The organism is Paenibacillus sp. FSL F4-0097 (genome assembly GCF_038593125.1).
GTDB classification, from domain to species: Bacteria; Bacillota; Bacilli; order Paenibacillales; family Paenibacillaceae; genus Paenibacillus_AQ; species Paenibacillus_AQ odorifer.
This window is the reverse complement of the sequence record NZ_CP151965.1, coordinates 1,156,009-1,175,089: the sequence shown is the minus strand read 5'-3', so window position 1 is coordinate 1,175,089 and position 19,081 is coordinate 1,156,009. Positions and strand designations below refer to the sequence as shown.

Here is a 19,081-nt window from a genome sequence, read left to right as displayed (position 1 = left end):
ATTTTTATTTTTGAGTACTTCTAAACTATAGATGTGTTTTATTAAATCAATAGCAACCAAGCATCAAATATATGTAAAATTTATTCCAATCTCTTAAAGTTAGCCAATTATCTGCTAGAATGAGGTCTGAACTTATTATCAGGAGGGGCTACCTATGAATAAAGAGAATTCAATAACCTGTGAAATCCTCGTAACAAGTGATCTACATGGACATTTTGGGCCCGTCGATTACCGCACGGGGGAGAAACGACCAGCAGGCTTAGCAACAATTGCTACCCTCATTAAACAAGAAAGATCCCATACTCCTGAGCTGATCCTTATAGATAACGGCGATCTTATTCAAGGCACACCGTTAACTTATTATGCAGCTACACATTATAGTAATGAGCTGAATCCGGGCATAGCTGCACTAAATGAATTGAAATATGACGCTGCAATTATTGGCAACCATGAATTCAATTTTGGCAAAACTCTGCTGAATAAAGCCGTTCAGGATTCCCGCTTTCCTTGGTTATCAGCTGGAATTATAGATAACACGACAAATCAACCCGCCTTTGGTAAACCCTATATCATCAAATGGGTAGATAAGATCAAAGTAGCCGTTCTAGGGGTTACAACGCATTACATCCCCCACTGGGAGAACCCTAGCCATATTGAAGGGCTTCAATTTGAGGATTCGCTAGAGACTGTAAAGCATTGGTGTGCCATTATACGGGCAGAAGAGCAGCCTGATCTGCTTGTTGTAGCTTACCACGGCGGATTCGAACGCGATCTAAGCAGTGGAGAACCTGTAGAGAGACTAACGGGGGAGAATCAAGCCTACGCCATGTGTACAGAGGTAGAGGGCATAGATGTGCTAATTACCGGACATCAGCACCGCTCCATAGCTGGGGAGTTGAACGGTGTTACAATCATACAACCTGGTTGTAATGGACTTTCCCTCGGTAAAATTTCGGTTATTTTCCAAAAAGAAAATACACACTGGAAGATTCAGCGTAAACATGCCGAGCTCCTTAACGTTAATGAGACAACAGCTGCAGATGATATAATCCTAGAGCTGAACAGTACTCTTGAATCAGAAACACAAACCTGGCTGGATGAGAGAATAGGAACGGTTATCGGGGATCTGTCTATTTCCAGTGCTGATGAATGCCGCTTAGCTGACCACCCTTTTATAGAATTTATGAATAAGGTACAAATGGAGGCTACTGGCGTAGATATTTCTACAGCAGCCTTACTCAGTAACGATTGTAAGGGTTTCAGCGATACCATCACACGCAGAGACATTTTATCCAACTTCATATATCCCAACACCTTAACCGTCCTAAGACTGACAGGACAAGATATTAGAGAGGCCTTAGAACAAACCGCTAACTATTTCCAACAAGACGAGAACGGAATAATAGTCGTTAACCCCGCCTATATCGAGCCTAAACCGCAGCATTACAATTATGATATGTGGGAAGGAATACAATACGAGCTTGATACCGCTAGACCTGCAGGCGAAAGAGTCCTCCATCTGCTGTACCGAGGACAGCCTATAGAGGACTCTAAAGAATATGAGGTTGTTATGAACAATTATAGAGCCAGTGGTGGCGGAGATTATGAGATGTATAAGGGTAAGCCGATTGTTCAAGAAATTATGATCGACATATCTGAAATTGTCACGGACTACATTGAAAAGCATGGCCAAATTGAAGCTACCTGTGACCATAATTGGAGAGTTGTTTAGGCTTTAGCGATGAACACCTCAATGTCGCTCTCTATCAGCTTCAACGCACTTCTCCAGAAGTCGACGGAGTGAACATCTAGATCCATTGTTTTTGCTACATCAACAATATTATGTTTGCTGGTATCCCTAAGGAACTGGCGATACTTAGGGGCGAACTCTTCGCCCCTCTTTAAATATTCCGCGTACAGTCCTTTAGAGAATAACAAACCAAAGGAATACGGGAAATTCAAAAATTCATTACTAGCCATAAAATATCCAGCTTTGTTCATCCACATGTACGGATGGATTGTACCCGGGTCAATGCCCTCACCATAGGCTTCCACCATACAGGCAATCATCAATTCATTTAGCGCTTGAACAGACAGCGGGCCTAATGCTCTTCTCTCATATAATTTGATCTCAAATAAATAACGGGCATAAAAGTCTACAAGATAATAACCGGCATCAGAAATACTTCTCTCCAGAATAAGCAGAGCTTCCTTCTCCGTTGAATTTGTAATTATGGCATGGTTCACTATCGTCTCACAAAAAATCGAAGCCGTTTCAGCAATCGGAATCGGGTAATCCGTATTCAGCATCGTTTCATTAGCCAGACAGGAGCTATGATAGGCATGGCCGAGCTCATGGGCAAGGATACTAATATCTATGGCATTTCCGGTGAACTGGGTCATAATTCTGCTCTCGCCAATCGGAAAAATATCGATGCAAAGTCCATAACCCCCTTTGCCTGATCTAGGTTCTGCATCAATCCATTGCTGATCAAAAGCCTTCTGAGCAAAACAAGCCAGTTCCTCACTAAAGGTTGCGAAGCTCGAGATGATTGTATCTTTGGCGTTAGCGTATGTAATTTTCCCGTTTTCTACACCGACTGGTGCAAAAATATCGTAAAAAGGCAGCTTTGCCGGATGTCCCAGCAGCTCGGCTTTCTTTTGATAATAGGTATGAAAGGCTGGCAGGCTCTCCCGAAGAGCAGTGAGCATAGCGGCTAAAGTCTCACTGTCCATTCTCGAAGCGATTAACACTTTTTCCAGCGAAGATTGATAACCCCGCATGCCATAAATCGTCAGCGCCTCACCACTAATGCCATTTAAGCTGGCTGCGCAGACCTCAGCAATAAGACTACAGGCTTCTGCCTCTGCTTCATAAGCAGCTTTTCTTAAGCTGGCATTATTCTCATAAGCCATACTTCTTAGCTCCGCAAGCGTCACTTGTCTAGTTTCCCCATCCACCACTAAATCTGCAAGTGTACTTGAAGTCCTCTCCATATACAGTCTGCTCCATGCTTTGGATCCTGTACTCTGCATTTTGGCTATAGCCATTTCAAGTTCTTCGCTTAACTCATAGCGGGATTGTAACAGGAGTTCTCGCAAATAAAATTGATGCTCCATTAGATAAGGGGAGCTAACGATAAGCTCATCCATATGATCACAAGTGCTAAACCAGCGCTTAAAAGCCACAACTACCCCAATGATTTCTGAATTGGCCTCCTCAATATCATCAGCAAGATTCATGGCTTCCTCGCAGCCACGATCTGCGCTGAGTGTTAACTCTGCATAAGCTAACAAGCATACATATTTGCTTTTATAATCATTATAAATTCTTAAAAAGCCCTCCACAGGCATGGCTGTAACGTCTTTTACATTCAAATGGTGCTCAGCCCACCGCTTTAAATCTTGTACATGCTGGCCCAGTAGCTTGCGATCCCTTTTTAACTGCTCCGATTCAAAGGAAGGATATAAACTATCTAAGTTCCATGTCATATTCATCCGCAAATCTCTCCCCCTTCGATTCCTATTCTTCTAAGCATAATCCATCCTGCCAGAAAAGTGCATCGACATAATGTACTTCTTCTCTTCATACACAAAAAAAGGACCCTGCCAACGTCCGGCAGGGTCAAAGTCTATATTATAAGGGGGTTATGTGATTACTATAACCCCCTTAGCTTAAAATAATATGAATAGTAGATAAAGATTGGCTTAATCTCCGAACCCTTATTGACTTAAGGTTGAAGGATTCACTCTAGCCTTGTTAATCTGAATCCCCACATACACGATAAGGAACAACACCATAAACCCAGCCGAATAACGATACATTATCCCATAATCGGTTGCTGCCGAGATTGCCCCAAGAATAATAGCTCCGCTGGCTACGCCTAAATCCGTTGAGTTATAAAACATACTGTTAGCCATACCATACTGTGCAGGTGTTGAGGTACGAAGCATCCAAGCCTGGAGAGTTGGCTGAATAGCACCGAAGCCAAGTCCATATAGCAGTGCAGAAACGATAAGCATTGGCATAGATGTCGTATAAGAAAGCACAGTTAAGCTTGCAACGACGCAAACCGCCGCCGGGATTAGGACAGAAGCTGGTCCTCTTTTATCAAATAATCTGCCGGAGATAGGTCTTATAATGATGATCGTAACCGCATTAAATAAAAAGAACAGACCCACTTGCTCCAGATGAACTGATTCGCCGAATAAAGCGATAAAGCTTAGCAATCCCCCGTAGGTAATTGCCAACATGACATTTAGAATGGCGGGCAATACTAACTGTGTATTAAACGGAACCTTGAGAGGTTTGGTGGATTCGCTTTGATTAGGGGCCGGCTGCTTTTTCCGTTGCGCTGGAAGTGAACGAGAAAATAAAAGCACTGGAAAGGCAAGAAGCAAGGTTATCATACCAATCATAGACAGTGTTCCAAATCCCGAATGCTTCATCACATTCAAGCCAATCATTGGACCGATCGACATCGCCAGGCTGGTAGATAACCCGAAATAACCTATCCCTTCACCCATTCTTTTGCTCGGAATAATCTGCGAAACAATCGTTGGAATAATCGTGCTGGCAATCCCGAACCCAATCCCATAGCCCACACGCATCAGCAGCAGTGAGCCAATGGAATCTGCTACCACATAAAGGCCGGTTATAGCGGCGGCAATTGCTAAGCCAATATATAATAATACATTGCGGCTAACCTTCCGCATCAGAAAAGCGGTCATAAAACGTGAAGCGATCGCAGTTAATGCAAAGACGCTGGTAACGAGGCTGACCATAATATCTCCGGCCTGAAATTCGCTTTTTACGTAAGACGGAAATGAAGATAACAACATCTGTAAATTCATAAATAAAAATAAAGCACTAATCGTTAAAGCAATAAAAGATTTGGTCCATAATTTCGTACGTAGTTCTTGTTGTTCTAACATAACTTGCCTTCCTACTCTCCATCTGTTATTTGATCTACATGATTGTTTATTCTTAGCAGCAATTCCATGAGCAACTCATATTCCTTACTAGAAATACAGTTCATAATCTCTTCTGTTACTTTATCTTCAATAGGAACGGTTTCCTTCACCAGAGACCTTCCTTTTTCCGTAATATAGACTTTAAAAGAACGCCGATCGTTCTCGCCGGTTCTTTTGTAGATCAGTCCCTTTCCTTCTAAATGATCCAGAATTCGCGTTGTAGTTGGCTTATCCTTACCAGAGCGCTTAGCGATATCCTTCTGAATCAGACCTTCCGTTCTGTCAATATGAAAAAGGACTGACCATTGCTCCGGTGTTATATCATGTTCTTTCAGCCCACTTTGAAATAACATGCTTAATTTACGATAAGTCGTGCCCATCATAAATCCTAAAGTAAGCTCGGATTGGTTATGCTTTGTCGTCATGATCGTATCCCTTCTCAATTAACACTGTTTTAATAGTTGCTTAAACAATTATATTCCTAACAACTAATTTTGTAAAGGTGAAGCAAAACCATGAACTAACTATTATAAAGTTGCTTGACAAAGCACACTATGTGCGGTATTATTATCTCATCTTAAAGATACTTAACTTAAAGACAACCAGAGTTTACTACTCTTGAGATAAATAATTTTTAAAGGTTGTGTACTTCATGGGATTTCTAGACAAACTATTTGGTAGAACAAAAATTGAGGAGGAACAAACAATGTCAAAATTAAACATCGGTATTATTCTCGGAAGTACTCGTCAAGGTCGTTTAAGCCCGCAAGTAGGAGAATGGGTTAAAAAGATTGCGGATGCACGCGGGGATGCTAATTATGAGATCATAGATATTGCAGACTTCAAGCTTCCACTATTGGGTGAGGCTGATGCAACTGAACAAGCAACAGCTTGGAACACTAAACTTGCTACGCTAGACGGTTTCGTATTTATCGTACAAGAATATAACCACAGTATTTCTGCATCACTGAAAAATGCGCTCGATTATGCCCGTGAAGCTTGGAATAATAAAGCAGCAGGTATCGTAAGTTATGGTTCTGTAGGCGGCGCTCGTGCAGCTGAACATCTACGTGGAATTTTGGGAGAACTATCTGTAGCAGACGTTCGTGTACACCCTGCGTTGTCACTGTTCACTGATTTCGAGAACGGAACTGTGTTTAAACCAGCGGATCTTCATCTTACCAATCTTAATGGGATGCTGGATCAAGTCTTGGCTTGGAGTGGCGCATTGAAAACTCTACGTTAAGATAGAACGCCTTCCCCCTCTGTTATGTTATGAAGTACACCCTTTAGAATAGACTTTCGATAAACCTATGGTTTGTCCGGTCGCTTCTAGAGGGTGTATTTTTTATGTGTGACGAAATGAGCACCCTGTGTAGAATCTAATCTGGTATAATCGGCGGGGATTTTAAATTACATCAAGGAGCAATGATCATGTGGTTTATGTTTGCATTATTAACGGCCTTCGCTTGGGGAGGGGCTGACTTATTTTATAAAAAGGGGACCGATAGTCAGGATCGGTATAGCCATATTAAGATTGTCATTATCGTGGGCATAGTCATGGGTATTCACGCGACAGCTTATATGCTCATTCAAGGATTAACTTTTGATCCTATAGACTTAATCCGATATTTCCCTGTGTCTGCACTCTATATCCTGTCGATGGCAGTCGGTTATATTGGACTTAGATATATTGAGTTATCCATTGCCTCCCCCGTACAAAATTCATCAGGCGCTGTAACGACGATATTATTATTTATCTTTTTCACCCATGAGCTAGGGGCGCTTGAAATCGTTGGTGTTGCCGTTATCACCTTAGGCATTATCGGGATCGCCATCTTGGAAAAGAAAGCAGAACACCAAGCGCTTCAAAAAAGTGCCGCACAGATTGATAAAAAATATCAGATTGGTGTGATCGCCATCATTTTTCCAATCCTATACTGCCTAATCGATGGACTTGGCACCTTTGCCGATGCTATTTATTTGGATGAACTCAGCCTGATTAGCGAAAAAGCAGCTCTGCTCGCGTATGAATACACCTTCTTTATATGTGCCATCTTGTCTTTTACATACCTGAAATTTTTAAAAAAGGTAAAGTTCAACCTATTTAAAGAACGGGATAAGGGCTTCGCAGCCATTCTGGAAACGACCGGACAATTCTTCTACGTATTTGCTATGTCCAGCAACGCCATTATCGCGGCACCACTTATTGCTTCATACAGCATTTTTTCCGTAATATTATCGCGCATCTTCCTCAAAGAAAAACTAAGCAAGGCACAATATGCCGTTATTATCGTTGTGATTCTAGGGATTGCTTTGTTGGGGATTGCGGACGAGCTGTAGCTGCGGTACACAAAAAGACCTGCTAAGTAGGCTTCATTGCTTACTAGCAGGTCTATTCTAAAGTTGCCTATTCCGGCCTATCTATGGTAAAAATCTCTCCAAGGGTTGCGTAATTATTTCCCGCCAAGCGGCTCACAGCGTTTAGAACTCTCGGGTCAATGCGCCCCTCCTGATAGATCGATTCATCGATATGGAATTGAACAATTTCGCCAATAAACAAATCACTCCCGGGTTCTTCGCCCCCTAGCGGAATTGCTTGAACAAGCTTGCACTCCATCCGCACCTTCGCTTCCAAAACGCCAGGCACAGCTACACTTGTACTTTCAATCGGTGTAAGATTCGCCAATTCAATTTCACTTTCAGAAGCAGGTAATGTGGCTGCAGTCTGATTGATCTTCGCAACATTCTCCTCATCTACAATATGCACAACAAACTGTTGATTATCGTAAATATTACGGGACGTATCTTTTAAACGCCCTGCTGGTCTTTGAATAGCTAATGAAACCATCGGAGGATTAGACGAAACGATATTAAAATAGCTAAACGGTGCACCATTTAAGAGACCCACTTCTGATTGTGTTGTGACAAAGGCTATAGGTCTAGGAATAATAGTGCCAATCAATAATTTATAATTTTCCCGCTCACTGTTGTGCTTGGGATCAATTGAAATCAATCTCCTCAGCTCCTTCTTCACTCTTTCACGAAGTCGATCGTACTTCTAACGGTATCAATAGGACGGACTAACTTCTCAATTTGCTCACGTTTAGGTTCCAAGAAAGGTGGCAATGAAAGCTTCTCGCCAACGGTTTCATATTCCTCATCTCCCATAAATCCAGGCCCATCAGTCGCAAGCTCAAACAATATTTGTGGTGCAACACGTGTATACAACGACTCGAAGAAGTGACGATCTACATATCCTGAAGTTTGGAATCCAAAGCCTTCAAAACGCTCTGTCCACTCGTCCAGCATCGCACGATCCTCTACACGGAATGCAGCATGGTGAACAGTCCCAAAACCTTGGCGTGAATTCGGTAAGAACTCATTATGCTCTACAATAATTTGTGCACCGTTTCCGCCTTCGCCAACTTCAAATAAATGATATGTCTCTTCCTGAGCAATTTCTTTAAACAACATCACTTTCTCCAATACTTCTTTGAAGTAGTTGAAATCAGCAATTCGTACAAAGATCGGTCCCAAGCCAGTTATTGCATACTCCAAAGGGATAGGTCCTTTTTGCCACGGTGTACCTGATATGACACCTTTATTCAATTCATCTGAAATAAGTTGATACTGCTGATCATCAAAATCTACGAAGGATAATGTCTTTTTGCCGAATTGCTCTTTAATGCCGGTATGCTTCACTGCAAGCCGATCAAAACGCTTAACCCAGTAGTCTAATGCAGCATCTGTTGGTACCCGGAAGGATGTTTTCGCAATCTCGTTAGTTCCATGAACCCCTTTAGGGATGTTAGGAAAATCAAAGAAGGTCATATCTGTTCCGGCGCTGCCCTTATCATCTGCAAAAAACAAATGATACGTCTGAATATCATCTTGATTGACTGTTTTCTTCACTAGACGCATACCTAATACGTAAGTAAAAAACTCGTAATTTTTCTCTGCGCTGCTTGTGATGGCTGTAACGTGGTGAATCCCTTTTAAGTTTCTCATTGTTATACACTCCTAATGTTTAGTTGATTTTGACTCGTAATATAATTCCCAAGAATAAGAAGGTTTAGTTTAATTATCTTAATGTTAAGATATCACTTAAAAAAAGATCTTTTCTACTGGGCAAGCTCCTTAGCGGATACCACCGAGACTTTTTATCTTTACTTTAATTATCTTTAATTTAAGATAAGTTTAGCACTGAATCTATAGGAAGTCAACGCTTTGCAGCTTATTGTTATAAAAAAGCTTCACACAAGTTCAATGAACTCGTATGAAGCCGGGATATCTTATATCATCTCATTAGGTTAAGTTATGATGCTGAGTGATGACCGCTGCTTGGCTTTGATGATCCATCTTATAACATATCAACGTAATCACACAGGCCAATATCGCCAGGATGGCAGCAGCTACAGGAAGAGAGATTAATCCTCCATGCCCGGCAACCACTCCACCGATCGCGGACCCGCCTGCAATTCCCAGGTTTGAGGCTACTGGATTCAATGAGGCAGCAAGATCCTTCGTTTTTGGTGAGAACTGCTTAGCTAAGTCAATCAAATAGAGCTGTGCAGGGGCGCTCACAATACTCGACATCATGGCTAGAGCCATTAGCACAATCATTCCAAGAATGGAAACAGATGCGGTCATACTAAAGATAACATAGACCACAGCTTGGATAAGGAACACGAATCTCAGCTTACTAACCGCATTCCCGGTCGCAACCTTGCCACCAATCCAGTTGCTGACAATCGTGGCAATTCCGTATACAAACAGCACACCGCTAACCGAGCTTTTAGGAACATTCATGACTTGCTCCAGAATAGGTGTAATGTAAGTATACATCACAAATACGGCTCCCACTGCCGTAACCGGAATGAGAAATGCAAGAATAATGCGGCCGTTTGTGAGCAATCCGATCTGATCCTTGAGTGAGCTAGGCACAGGTTTCGGTAATTGGCGTGGAATATAGATATAATTTAGGACTATGGCAACTCCAGCTAATATCCCATTCAGAACAAACGCTGCTGGCCAATTAAAAAACTGCCCGACGAAAGTACCGATCGGCACACCAAAAACATTCGCAATAGCAAAACCACTCAAAATTGTAGCAATCGCTTTGCCTCTCTTCTCCTGATCAACCGCTTCATTCGCTACCGTAATGGCTACAGAAAGAACAAAGCCACATAGTATGGCAGTAACTATTCTAGTCACCAGCAGCATACTGTAAGTTCCAGTTACAGCACTCCACAAATTTAGCAGTAAAATCAATACAAGTGATACAAGAATCGTAATCCGTTTCGGAACACGGCTGCACAAGGACATCATAATTGGTGTGCCAATGGCATAAGAAATCGCGAAGCCAGATACCAATCCCCCGGCTGTCGCAAGCGTAACTCCGAGGCTTGAGGATATTTCAGAGAGTAAACCAACAATAATATACTCCGTCGTACCCAGAATAAAAGCCATAAAAGTAAACGAGAAAATCAATGCGTTCTGACGTGTTGTTTTCATGGTGCTCTCCATCCTGTTTATCTCTATTTTTATATGAACATACCTTACTCATAATACTCATTTAGACTATATTGAGCAATCCTATTTTTCATAAAAAAGAAGCTTCCCACAAGTTCAAAGAACTCATGAGAAGCTTCTAGTTTAAGCCGGTGGCAAAATAATTAAGGTAATGACTTGTTCCTCGGAATAAGATCTGGCTGTTCCAGGTCCATCCGCATCGGCTTTGAACTTAATGAGATAGGTCCCGGGTGCCGGCATCACTTTATTATGAAGTTCAAAAGCGATATCCGAAACACCTATGTTACTTCCTGTGAAAGTTAACGTATGCCCATTATTGCTAATTTGATCACTCGTCGGATGTGTCCATCCACTAATGGTATAATAGTCGTTTGTGGTAAAGATCATGCCTTCCAACGTTACCTGAATTTCAGCATTCGTAAAGCTTTCTCCCGAGAAAAAGTCGAAGCGAATGCGCGATTGTGTAGAACCCGTTATCAGTTGTTTTGTTTTTGAACCGCCGCCTCCGTCAAAGCCATATATAGAGCTAGTAACCGTAGGTGTGGTCAGAACACCATTAACAAGCTCAATCGTAACCGCATGGGCAGCGTTCTTCGCTGATTCATTATTGGATGAATCCTTAGCGGTAATCACGAAACGATACGTTCCTGCGTTCAGATCCCCAATATCGGCCGCACTCACAGCTCCGTCTGCTGCACTGGTGCCTAATGCGATGGCGGTTCCTAATTCGTCGGCATCTACTTCACCGTTCTCATTCGCATCCGTCCACAGGTAGGCTTGTACCGCTGCTCCTTGCTCGCCAATAGCTCCCGCTAACCCGCCAAGCTGATCTTGTGTCCCGTTGTAGTTGTCGATCGCTTCGAACTTAGTTGCGTCCACTACCGGTGCAGTCGTATCCGGAACATCGTTTTTGCTTAAGGTCACCGTAACCGCATGTGCAGCTTTCTTCGCTAATTCATTATTGGATGAATCCTTAGCGGTAATCACGAAAGTATACGTTCCTGCGTTCAGATCTCCAATATTGGCCGCACTCACAGATCCGTCTGCTTCACTGGTGCCTAAAGCGATGGCTGTTCCTAATTCGTCGGCATCTACTTCACCATTCTCATTCGCATCCGTCCACAGGTAGGCTTGTACCTCTGCTCCTTGCTCCCCGATGGCTCCCGCTAACCCGCGAAGCTGATCTTGTGTCCCGTTGTAGTTGTCGATCGCCTCGAACTTGGCTGCGTCCACTACTGGTGCAGTCGTATCCGGAACTTCGTTTTTGCTTAAGGTCACCGTAACCGCATGTACAGCTTTCTTCGCTGATTCATTATTGGATGAATCCTTAGCGGTAATCACGAAACGATACGTTCCTGCGTTCAGATCACCAATATTGGCCGCACTTACAGATCCGTCTGATGCACTAGTGCCTAATGCGATGGCTGTTCCTAACTCATCGGCATCTACTTCACCATTCTCATTCGCATCCGTCCACAGGTAGGCTTGTACTGCTGCTCCTTGCTCGCCAATAGCTCCCGCTAACCCGCGAAGCTGATCTTGTGTCCCGTTGTAGTTGTCGATCGCCTCGAACTTGGTACTTTCAACCACAGGTGCATTTGTATCTGAATTACTGCTATGCTCACTTTGCGAAGACGAAGACCCTCCAACAACAGGAGTAGGCACTGTTACCGGTTCTTTGCTCGGTTGAGCAGTTGGGGTGGAAGCGGGCTGCTCAGTGTTTCCGTTCTCCTTAAACTTCAGAAACTTAGAAGCTACTAGAGCTACGGCCTGACGATCTACTTTGGTATCAGGATTAAAAAAATTATTATATCCTGTAATCAATCCATATTCCACAGCGGCAGCTATAAAATCCTTAGAATAATCAGCAATTTGGCTACTATCAGCAAATTGCAAAGTTCCAGCTTTACCCGTAGGATTGACTCCCAATGCTCTCACGAACATGACGACCATATCCTGACGTGATAAATTTTGCCCCGTACCGAAAAGATTACTGCCTGTACCCTTAATCAATCCGGCTTTGACAGCTGCCTCCACATAGCTGTATGCGTAGTTGCTTGTGGGAACGTCCAGAAAGGTTGGCAGTGCAGGAGGGTTCGAAACATCCAGCTTTAATGTCTTTGCTAAAATAATTGCAAAATCCTGCCTTGTAATATTCGACGTAGGATAGAACTTACTCTCTCCAACACCGGTCACTATCCCCTGATCGAATAGCTCAACAATCGCTTTCTTTGCATATGAGCCATCAATATCAATAAAGGAAGCAGCTGCCGATCCTTTGGTCGGCATAATGATAGGGCTTGATAATACAGCAGCAGCCAATATAGAGCTTATCCATTGCTTTTTGTTCACTTGCTTATCCCCCTGTTCTTTGGTTGCGTTATGTCGTTTGTCTATAATCGATTCGTTAACACGATTCGACTTTATATTACAAACTTTTCATCTACAGGATTATAACAAGTATCAATAAACAGATTATAAACAAATAGCCATGGACGAACATTCTCACATTATTGATTCTGTGCATCAAACGAAAAAAAATGATACTATGTATGATGGGTAAAAGACTTTGCTATAGCCTATATCGTTTTTATATATTACAACAAGAGGAGATATTATGAGTAACGAACAAAACTTTTGGCTGGATTTACCGAAGCCGTTTTTTATATTAGCACCCATGGAAGATGTCACAGATGTTGTATTTCGTCACGTCGTTAGTGAAGCTGCAAAACCCGACGTATTTTTCACAGAATTCACAAATACAGAAAGCTATTGTCACCCTGTAGGAAAAGACAGCGTACGTGGTCGATTAACGTTCACAGAAGATGAGCAACCGATTGTCGCTCATATTTGGGGTGATAAACCCGTATTTTTTGAACAGATGAGCATTGATATGAAAAAACTTGGTTTTCGTGGTATCGATTTAAACATGGGATGCCCAGCACAAAACGTAGCATCGAATGGAAAAGGTGCTGGATTAATAAAACATCCTGAAGTAGCAGCAGAAATTATTCAAGCAGCAAAAGCAGGCGGATTGCCGGTTAGTGTTAAAACAAGATTGGGTTACTCTGATGTTGACGAGTGGCGCGATTGGCTGGGACATATATTGAAACAAGATATTGCCAATCTTTCCATCCACCTTCGTACAAAAAAAGAGATGAGTAAAGTAGAGGCACACTGGGAACTAATCCCTGAAATAAAAAAATTACGCGATGAAATTGCTCCAAATACGTTGTTAACTATTAATGGAGATATTCCTGACCGCGCAACAGGATTAAAATTAGTAGAACAATACGGCGTTGATGGAGTCATGATTGGCCGCGGTATTTTCACCAATCCATTTGCCTTTGAAAAAGAACCTAAAGAACACAGCGCGAAGGATTTTCTCAATTTACTTCTTTTACAGTTGGATCTTCACGATAAATATTCAAATGAACTTGAGCCACGTTTATTTAAACCACTTCTTCGCTTTTTCAAAATCTATGTTCGTGGATTTAGAGGCGCAGGTGAACTAAGAAACCAATTAATGGATACAAGATCAACTGATGAAGTACGTCGGTTAGTAAAAACTGTTTTAGAGCAAGAATTAGATTAAATTATACCCACAAAAAAATGAGAGACCTCTCAAAAGTTCAATGAACTTATGAAAGGTCTCTCATTTTTGTACTATGTGGTCAAATGGTGTTTCCTCTCAAGGAAACTCATCATCGAATTGCTTCGATAATGATTTCCTTACATCATGCCACCCATTCCACCCATGCCGCCCATATCTGGCATGCCGCCGCCTTTTTCAGGCTCAGGCTTGTCAGCGATAACAGCTTCAGTAGTCAAGAACATAGCAGCTACGGATGCAGCATTTTGCAGCGCGGAACGAGTTACTTTAGCAGGGTCAACGATACCCGCTTCGAACATGTTCACCCATTCACCAGTAGCAGCGTTGTAGCCGATACCTACTGCTTCTTTTTTCAAGCGGTCCACGATTACGGAACCTTCTTGACCAGCGTTAGCTGCGATGGTGCGAATTGGCTCTTCCAACGCGCGAAGCACGATGTTAACGCCTGTTTTCTCGTCGCCAGTTACGTCTACAGCAGCAACAGCGTTATATACGTTCACAAGAGCTGTACCCCCACCGGATACGATACCTTCTTCAACCGCTGCGCGAGTTGCGTTCAGGGCATCTTCGATGCGAAGTTTGCGCTCTTTAAGTTCAGTTTCAGTTGCAGCGCCAACTTTGACAACGGCTACGCCGCCAGCCAATTTAGCCAGACGCTCTTGCAATTTCTCTTTGTCGAACTCGGAAGTTGTTTCTTCCAGTTGAGCACGGATTTGGCTTACGCGTGCATTGATGTCCGCTTTGTCGCCGCTTCCGTCTACGATTGTTGTGTTTTCTTTAGTTACGCGTACTTGACGTGCGTTACCCAGTTGTTCAATGGAAGTGCTCTTCAGATCAAGACCGAGCTTCTCAGTGATCACTTGGCCACCAGTCAGGGCAGCGATATCTTGCAGCATAGCTTCACGACGGTCGCCAAAGCCAGGAGCTTTAACAGCAACAGCGTTGAATGTTCCACGCAGTTTGTTCACGATCAGCATAGCTTGTGCTTCGCCTTCGATATCTTCAGCGATAATAACAAGCGGTCTAGCTTGTTGAACGATTTTTTCAAGCAATGGAAGGATTTCTTGAGTGCTGCTGATTTTTTTATCAGTGATCAAGATGTATGGATTCTCCAAAACAGCTTCCATTTTGTCTGTATCAGTAATCATGTATGGGGAAATGTAACCACGGTCGAATTGCATACCTTCTACTACTTCAAGCTCAGTAGCGAATCCACGGGATTCTTCAACAGTGATAACACCGTCTTTACCTACTTTTTCCATAGCTTCAGCGATCAATTGACCTACTTCATCGTCAGCAGCAGAGATAGCAGCTACTTGAGCGATAGCTTGGGAATCTTCGATAGGCTTAGCGATTTTTTGCAATTCTTCAACAGCTGCACGAACCGCTTTGTCGATACCTTTGCGGATAACCATTGGGTTAGCACCAGCAGTTACGTTCTTCAGACCTTCGCGGATCATAGCTTGAGCCAGAACCGTTGCAGTTGTAGTACCGTCACCGGCTACATCATTAGTCTTAGTAGCAACTTCTTTAACCAATTGAGCACCCATGTTCTCGAATGCATCTTCAAGTTCGATTTCTTTAGCGATCGTTACACCATCGTTAGTGATGAGTGGGCTACCAAATTTCTTCTCAAGCACCACGTTGCGGCCTTTTGGTCCAAGTGTAACTTTTACCGCGTTTGCCAGAGCATCTACACCACGAAGCATAGAGCGGCGAGCTTCTTCACTGAATTTAATTTCTTTAGCCATTGTGTAATTACCTCCTAGAATTTTTTGTATATCCTATTACTTTAAGTAGTTTAGATTTAGCTTATGATCGACTCTTGCTTAGTCAAGAATCGCGTGAATGTCGCTTTCTTTCATAATCAAATATTCTTTACCTTCATATTTGATTTCTGTTCCTGCATATTTAGAGAAAAGAACACGGTCGCCTTCTTTAACTTCAAGCGCTACACGTACTCCATCTTTCAAAGCTCCGCTACCTACTGCGATAATCGTTCCTTCTTGTGGCTTTTCTTTCGAGGAGTCCGGAAGCACAATCCCGAATGAAGTTGTTTCCTCCTGCTCGCTCGGTAGCACCAATACGCGTTCACCTAATGGTTTGATCATGAAAAAATAGCCTCCTTTAAAATTATGTTATTTTGCTTCAAAACATAGTTTAGAACTTACGGGCCAAACTTAGAATTCTGTGATGTTCTTGAAAAATATCAATGGAACCCTGCTAATCTCCAGCCCATCTCCTATTTTTCAAGAGCGTTAGCACTCAACAGCGTGCAGTGCTAACAACAATTTTTATGATACTCAACTTGAGCCCGGATTTCAAGTCTTTTTACACAAATTCGTATTAGTTTTCGCAAAAAAATACGTTTCAATGCTTGTCCAAGCACACACTCTATTACATTGTATCCACGGGTTTTGAAAATATGCGTAGGATTCCAGCGCTTTCCTCTCACCCCTTATAGATATGAACGTTGCTAGAATGGTTAGACCTTTGCATCTAATGATCCTGATCGATCGATAACAATTACTTATTAAGTGTATTCAATCCAACTAATGAAATCAACTTATAGCAAAAAAGCTGCCACATTCGTAGAAAATCTACTTAGCGGCAGCCTTTTTTCCTCACTCCTGCTTCTGAACATACCGTTCATCCCGTGCCGCGTCCGCAGCAAGTTGCTTGCGATAGACAAATGCAGATAAAAATACACTGAACTCATACAGGATGAGCAGTGGAATCGTCACCAGAAAGTCTGAGATAAAATCCGGGGGTGTGATAACCACGGCGATAAATACAAGCGTGAAATAGGCATACCGACGCATTTTACGCAAGCGTAGCGGGTTGAGAACTCTTAGTTTGGTCAGAAACATCACCAGCAATGGAAGTTCAAACAGCAATGCCAGCGGCAATACCAGGCTGAACATGAAGTTAAAATACTGTGCAATCCCGTAGGTCTCTTCCAGTCCCATGCTTCTGGTAATTGAGATTGTGAACGAAAGTGCCATTGGAAAAACAATATAATAAGCAAAAGAAAGACCGATAAGAAAAAGAACAAACACATAAGGAACATAACGCAGTGTCGCACTTCGCTCCTCCGGCCGAAGGCCTGGACTGATAAATGCCCACAATTGGTAGGCAATAAACGGGACAGAAATCACTAGCGAAACGGCCATCGCGATCTTCATGTACATCCCAATGCCATCCCAGAATGAGAATGCATGCAGAACAAAACCTTGCGCCAGGTCCGTGCTAATCAAATAATCGTAAATGGGTTTTGCACAAAATAAACCGCCTATTAATCCAAGGACAAATACGATTAACACATAAATAATCCGTTTGCGCAGCTCGGTGAGATGATCCACCACCGACATTTCTTCCGATTTCAGAGACATCCAGACACCATCCCATGACAAGAGTAAAAAAGATAACACTAACTTTCTTCAAAGCAGTGTCCGTTGCTGCGGAAAGCAAAGAAAAAGGGGCGTCTCCTCAAGTCTAGTAGACTCCTGAGATTGCCCCATTGAAAGATCTTCTATTATTCCGGCAGGCGTTTGTCCTGAGGAATATCTGCAGCGACCGTTTGCGGGGCCGTCGGCACAGGAGCTTCGCTCTTCTTCACCGGTTCATTATCCCCGATGATTTCACGCGCGCCTTCCTTAAATTCACGGAAGGTTCGTCCAACTGCACGGCCTAGCTCTGGCAGTTTATTTGGGCCAAAGAGCAGAAGTGCCAGTATGACCAACAAAATAATACCAGGAGTTCCAATTCCACTAAACATTATTATTCCTCCTTGTCCACCTGTCCGTTCATGGTATCGTTTACTTTAATTTAATAATACCATAACTTATGTCACAGTTACATCCACTTTCTTCTATAAATAGATTATCGTTGTGACGTGACAAGAAGATGACAAAGGGTTATTGGCGGTATTGGCCAGTTACCATGAGCAGCGCTTCCGGCAATTGATCCATAATAGCTGCCAAATTCTCATGGACACCCTTCGGCGTTCCAGGTAAATTGACAATCAACGTGCGTCCACGAATGCCGCATATCCCACGGAAAAGCATAGCTGCACGGTTTTTTTGCATCACTGTGCTGCGCATAGCTTCTGAGAGCCCAGGCACTTCCCGTTCTACCACTCGCCGAGTAGCGTCCGGGGTCACATCACGAATTGCCAGATCTGTGCCTCCGGTGGTCAGTACCAAATCTGCCTGAAAATAGTCCGTCAGTTCAATCAATGCTGCGATAATCTCATCTTGTTCATCGGGAACGATTCGATATTCAATGATCTCGCCACCTAGTTCCTCTTCCACCAGCTCCCGAATAACCTGGGCGCTCGTGTCTTCCCGTTCGCCCCTGGCCCCTTTATCACTGGCCGTTAGGATTGCTGTCTTCCACGCCATAGGTTTGTCCTTCCTCTCTATATGTATAGTTGGCTGTACAGTTCAGCCTGCTCGCATCAGCGCTTCGAACATAAGCAACTGATACTTATTCGAGCGTATAATCTCCGTTCTTGCCCCCGCTCTTAGATACCAGTAGCGTCGGTCCGATAATCATATCCTTCTGAATAGCCTTACACATGTCGTACACCGTTAGTGCTGAGGCAGAAACAGCGGTTAAAGCCTCCATCTCTACTCCGGTTTTTCCTGTAGTATGGACTGTTGCTTCTATATAAAGTTCATCTTCGCTGTTATCGGAGAAGCTGATATCAATACCGGTAAGTGGCAGCGGATGGCACATCGGAATCCAGTCTGACGTCTTCTTAGCCGCCATAATTCCGGCAATCTGTGCAACAGCAAGGACATCACCTTTGCTGATCTTGCCACTCTTAATGGCGCTCAGCGTTCCAGCGGCCATCTTGATCATACTCCGCGCGACAGCTGTCCGCTTCGTGATCTCCTTCTCACTCACATCCACCATACGAGCTCTTCCCTGCTCGTTGAAATGGGTCAATTCCAT

17 protein-coding genes are annotated in these 19,081 nt (G+C 43.1%); 4 read left to right on the top strand and 13 right to left on the bottom strand.

What is annotated here, in order from left to right; all coding sequences use genetic code 11:
• Positions 1 to 154 precede the first annotated feature (154 nt).
• Positions 155 to 1,732, top strand: a complete 1,578-nt coding sequence (locus MHH86_RS05050) for a bifunctional metallophosphatase/5'-nucleotidase (protein ID WP_076317279.1) — start codon at positions 155 to 157, stop codon at positions 1,730 to 1,732.
• On the opposite strand, the gene MHH86_RS05045 is transcribed toward MHH86_RS05050, so the two are convergent.
• From MHH86_RS05045 to MHH86_RS05035, 3 genes are all read right to left on the bottom strand, one after another.
• The gene (locus MHH86_RS05045; RefSeq protein ID WP_076224395.1) at positions 1,729 to 3,498 is read right to left on the bottom strand and encodes a M3 family oligoendopeptidase; all 1,770 of its coding nucleotides are present in this window, start codon (positions 3,496 to 3,498) and stop codon (positions 1,729 to 1,731) included. The genes MHH86_RS05050 and MHH86_RS05045 overlap by 4 nt on opposite strands.
• Before the next feature lie 225 nt (positions 3,499 to 3,723).
• Positions 3,724 to 4,935, bottom strand: coding sequence for an MFS transporter (locus tag MHH86_RS05040; protein ID WP_036676491.1), 1,212 nt, complete (start codon positions 4,933 to 4,935; stop codon positions 3,724 to 3,726).
• An 11-nt stretch (positions 4,936 to 4,946) separates the two neighbouring features.
• Positions 4,947 to 5,399, bottom strand: a complete 453-nt coding sequence (locus tag MHH86_RS05035; protein ID WP_036676493.1) for a MarR family transcriptional regulator — start codon at positions 5,397 to 5,399, stop codon at positions 4,947 to 4,949.
• Positions 5,400 to 5,680: 281 nt separating this feature from the next.
• On the opposite strand from MHH86_RS05035, the gene MHH86_RS05030 reads away from it, so the two are divergent.
• Together MHH86_RS05030 and MHH86_RS05025 are read left to right on the top strand one after the other, a co-directional pair.
• Positions 5,681 to 6,220 (top strand): NADPH-dependent FMN reductase, encoded by a 540-nt coding sequence (locus MHH86_RS05030; RefSeq protein WP_036676495.1) that lies wholly within the window; start codon positions 5,681 to 5,683, stop codon positions 6,218 to 6,220.
• Between the two features lie 188 nt (positions 6,221 to 6,408).
• Complete coding sequence (locus tag MHH86_RS05025) at positions 6,409 to 7,317, top strand: EamA family transporter (RefSeq protein ID WP_036676496.1); 909 nt, start codon at positions 6,409 to 6,411, stop codon at positions 7,315 to 7,317.
• Between the two features lie 67 nt (positions 7,318 to 7,384).
• Here MHH86_RS05025 and MHH86_RS05020 read toward each other — a convergent pair whose 3' ends face one another.
• The 4 genes from MHH86_RS05020 to MHH86_RS05005 form a co-directional block, all read right to left on the bottom strand.
• Complete coding sequence (locus MHH86_RS05020; protein WP_036676498.1) at positions 7,385 to 7,990, bottom strand: flavin reductase family protein; 606 nt, start codon at positions 7,988 to 7,990, stop codon at positions 7,385 to 7,387.
• Positions 7,991 to 8,007: 17 nt separating this feature from the next.
• A complete protein-coding gene (locus tag MHH86_RS05015) occupies positions 8,008 to 8,985 on the bottom strand; it encodes a ring-cleaving dioxygenase (RefSeq protein WP_036676499.1) in 978 nt (325 codons plus the stop codon).
• 297 nt (positions 8,986 to 9,282) lie between these two features.
• Positions 9,283 to 10,491, bottom strand: a complete 1,209-nt coding sequence (locus MHH86_RS05010) for an MFS transporter (RefSeq protein ID WP_036676501.1) — start codon at positions 10,489 to 10,491, stop codon at positions 9,283 to 9,285.
• Positions 10,492 to 10,632: 141 nt separating this feature from the next.
• Complete coding sequence (locus MHH86_RS05005) at positions 10,633 to 12,861, bottom strand: S-layer homology domain-containing protein (RefSeq protein ID WP_051490922.1); 2,229 nt, start codon at positions 12,859 to 12,861, stop codon at positions 10,633 to 10,635.
• Positions 12,862 to 13,126: 265 nt separating this feature from the next.
• On the opposite strand from MHH86_RS05005, the gene MHH86_RS05000 reads away from it, so the two are divergent.
• Complete coding sequence (locus MHH86_RS05000) at positions 13,127 to 14,104, top strand: tRNA-dihydrouridine synthase (protein WP_036676503.1); 978 nt, start codon at positions 13,127 to 13,129, stop codon at positions 14,102 to 14,104.
• Between the two features lie 137 nt (positions 14,105 to 14,241).
• Here MHH86_RS05000 and groL read toward each other — a convergent pair whose 3' ends face one another.
• The 6 genes from groL to moaC all read right to left on the bottom strand — a co-directional run bounded on the left by groL (position 14,242) and on the right by moaC (position 19,081).
• Positions 14,242 to 15,873, bottom strand: a complete 1,632-nt coding sequence (gene groL / locus MHH86_RS04995) for a chaperonin GroEL (protein WP_036676504.1) — start codon at positions 15,871 to 15,873, stop codon at positions 14,242 to 14,244.
• Positions 15,874 to 15,951: 78 nt separating this feature from the next.
• On the bottom strand, positions 15,952 to 16,233 hold the full coding sequence (gene groES / locus MHH86_RS04990; RefSeq protein ID WP_036676506.1) for a co-chaperone GroES: 282 nt from the start codon (positions 16,231 to 16,233) through the stop codon (positions 15,952 to 15,954).
• 513 nt (positions 16,234 to 16,746) lie between these two features.
• Positions 16,747 to 17,514 (bottom strand): twin-arginine translocase subunit TatC, encoded by a 768-nt coding sequence (gene tatC, locus MHH86_RS04985; RefSeq protein WP_038568942.1) that lies wholly within the window; start codon positions 17,512 to 17,514, stop codon positions 16,747 to 16,749.
• Positions 17,515 to 17,657: 143 nt separating this feature from the next.
• On the bottom strand, positions 17,658 to 17,900 hold the full coding sequence (locus MHH86_RS04980; protein WP_036676510.1) for a twin-arginine translocase TatA/TatE family subunit: 243 nt from the start codon (positions 17,898 to 17,900) through the stop codon (positions 17,658 to 17,660).
• Between the two features lie 139 nt (positions 17,901 to 18,039).
• Positions 18,040 to 18,525 (bottom strand): MogA/MoaB family molybdenum cofactor biosynthesis protein, encoded by a 486-nt coding sequence (locus tag MHH86_RS04975; protein WP_036676512.1) that lies wholly within the window; start codon positions 18,523 to 18,525, stop codon positions 18,040 to 18,042.
• An 85-nt stretch (positions 18,526 to 18,610) separates the two neighbouring features.
• A complete protein-coding gene (moaC, locus tag MHH86_RS04970) occupies positions 18,611 to 19,081 on the bottom strand; it encodes a cyclic pyranopterin monophosphate synthase MoaC (RefSeq protein ID WP_036676513.1) in 471 nt (156 codons plus the stop codon).

Excerpts from the sequence above, each read along its gene's own strand:
- groL (WP_036676504.1), bottom strand. The coding sequence starts at position 15,873 with ATGGCTAAAGAAATTAAATTCAGTGAAGAAGCTCGCCGCTCTATGCTT.
- MHH86_RS05045 (WP_076224395.1), bottom strand. The coding sequence starts at position 3,498 with ATGAATATGACATGGAACTTAGATAGTTTATATCCTTCCTTTGAATCG.
- MHH86_RS05050 (WP_076317279.1), top strand. The coding sequence starts at position 155 with ATGAATAAAGAGAATTCAATAACCTGTGAAATCCTCGTAACAAGTGAT.
- MHH86_RS05040 (WP_036676491.1), bottom strand. The coding sequence starts at position 4,935 with ATGTTAGAACAACAAGAACTACGTACGAAATTATGGACCAAATCTTTT.
- MHH86_RS04980 (WP_036676510.1), bottom strand. The coding sequence starts at position 17,900 with ATGTTTAGTGGAATTGGAACTCCTGGTATTATTTTGTTGGTCATACTG.
- MHH86_RS05015 (WP_036676499.1), bottom strand. The coding sequence starts at position 8,985 with ATGAGAAACTTAAAAGGGATTCACCACGTTACAGCCATCACAAGCAGC.
- MHH86_RS05030 (WP_036676495.1), top strand. The coding sequence starts at position 5,681 with ATGTCAAAATTAAACATCGGTATTATTCTCGGAAGTACTCGTCAAGGT.
- tatC (WP_038568942.1), bottom strand. The coding sequence starts at position 17,514 with ATGTCTCTGAAATCGGAAGAAATGTCGGTGGTGGATCATCTCACCGAG.
- moaC (WP_036676513.1), bottom strand. The coding sequence starts at position 19,081 with ATGGAATTGACCCATTTCAACGAGCAGGGAAGAGCTCGTATGGTGGAT.
- MHH86_RS05000 (WP_036676503.1), top strand. The coding sequence starts at position 13,127 with ATGAGTAACGAACAAAACTTTTGGCTGGATTTACCGAAGCCGTTTTTT.
- MHH86_RS04975 (WP_036676512.1), bottom strand. The coding sequence starts at position 18,525 with ATGGCGTGGAAGACAGCAATCCTAACGGCCAGTGATAAAGGGGCCAGG.
- MHH86_RS05025 (WP_036676496.1), top strand. The coding sequence starts at position 6,409 with ATGTGGTTTATGTTTGCATTATTAACGGCCTTCGCTTGGGGAGGGGCT.
- MHH86_RS05035 (WP_036676493.1), bottom strand. The coding sequence starts at position 5,399 with ATGACGACAAAGCATAACCAATCCGAGCTTACTTTAGGATTTATGATG.
- groES (WP_036676506.1), bottom strand. The coding sequence starts at position 16,233 with ATGATCAAACCATTAGGTGAACGCGTATTGGTGCTACCGAGCGAGCAG.
- MHH86_RS05010 (WP_036676501.1), bottom strand. The coding sequence starts at position 10,491 with ATGAAAACAACACGTCAGAACGCATTGATTTTCTCGTTTACTTTTATG.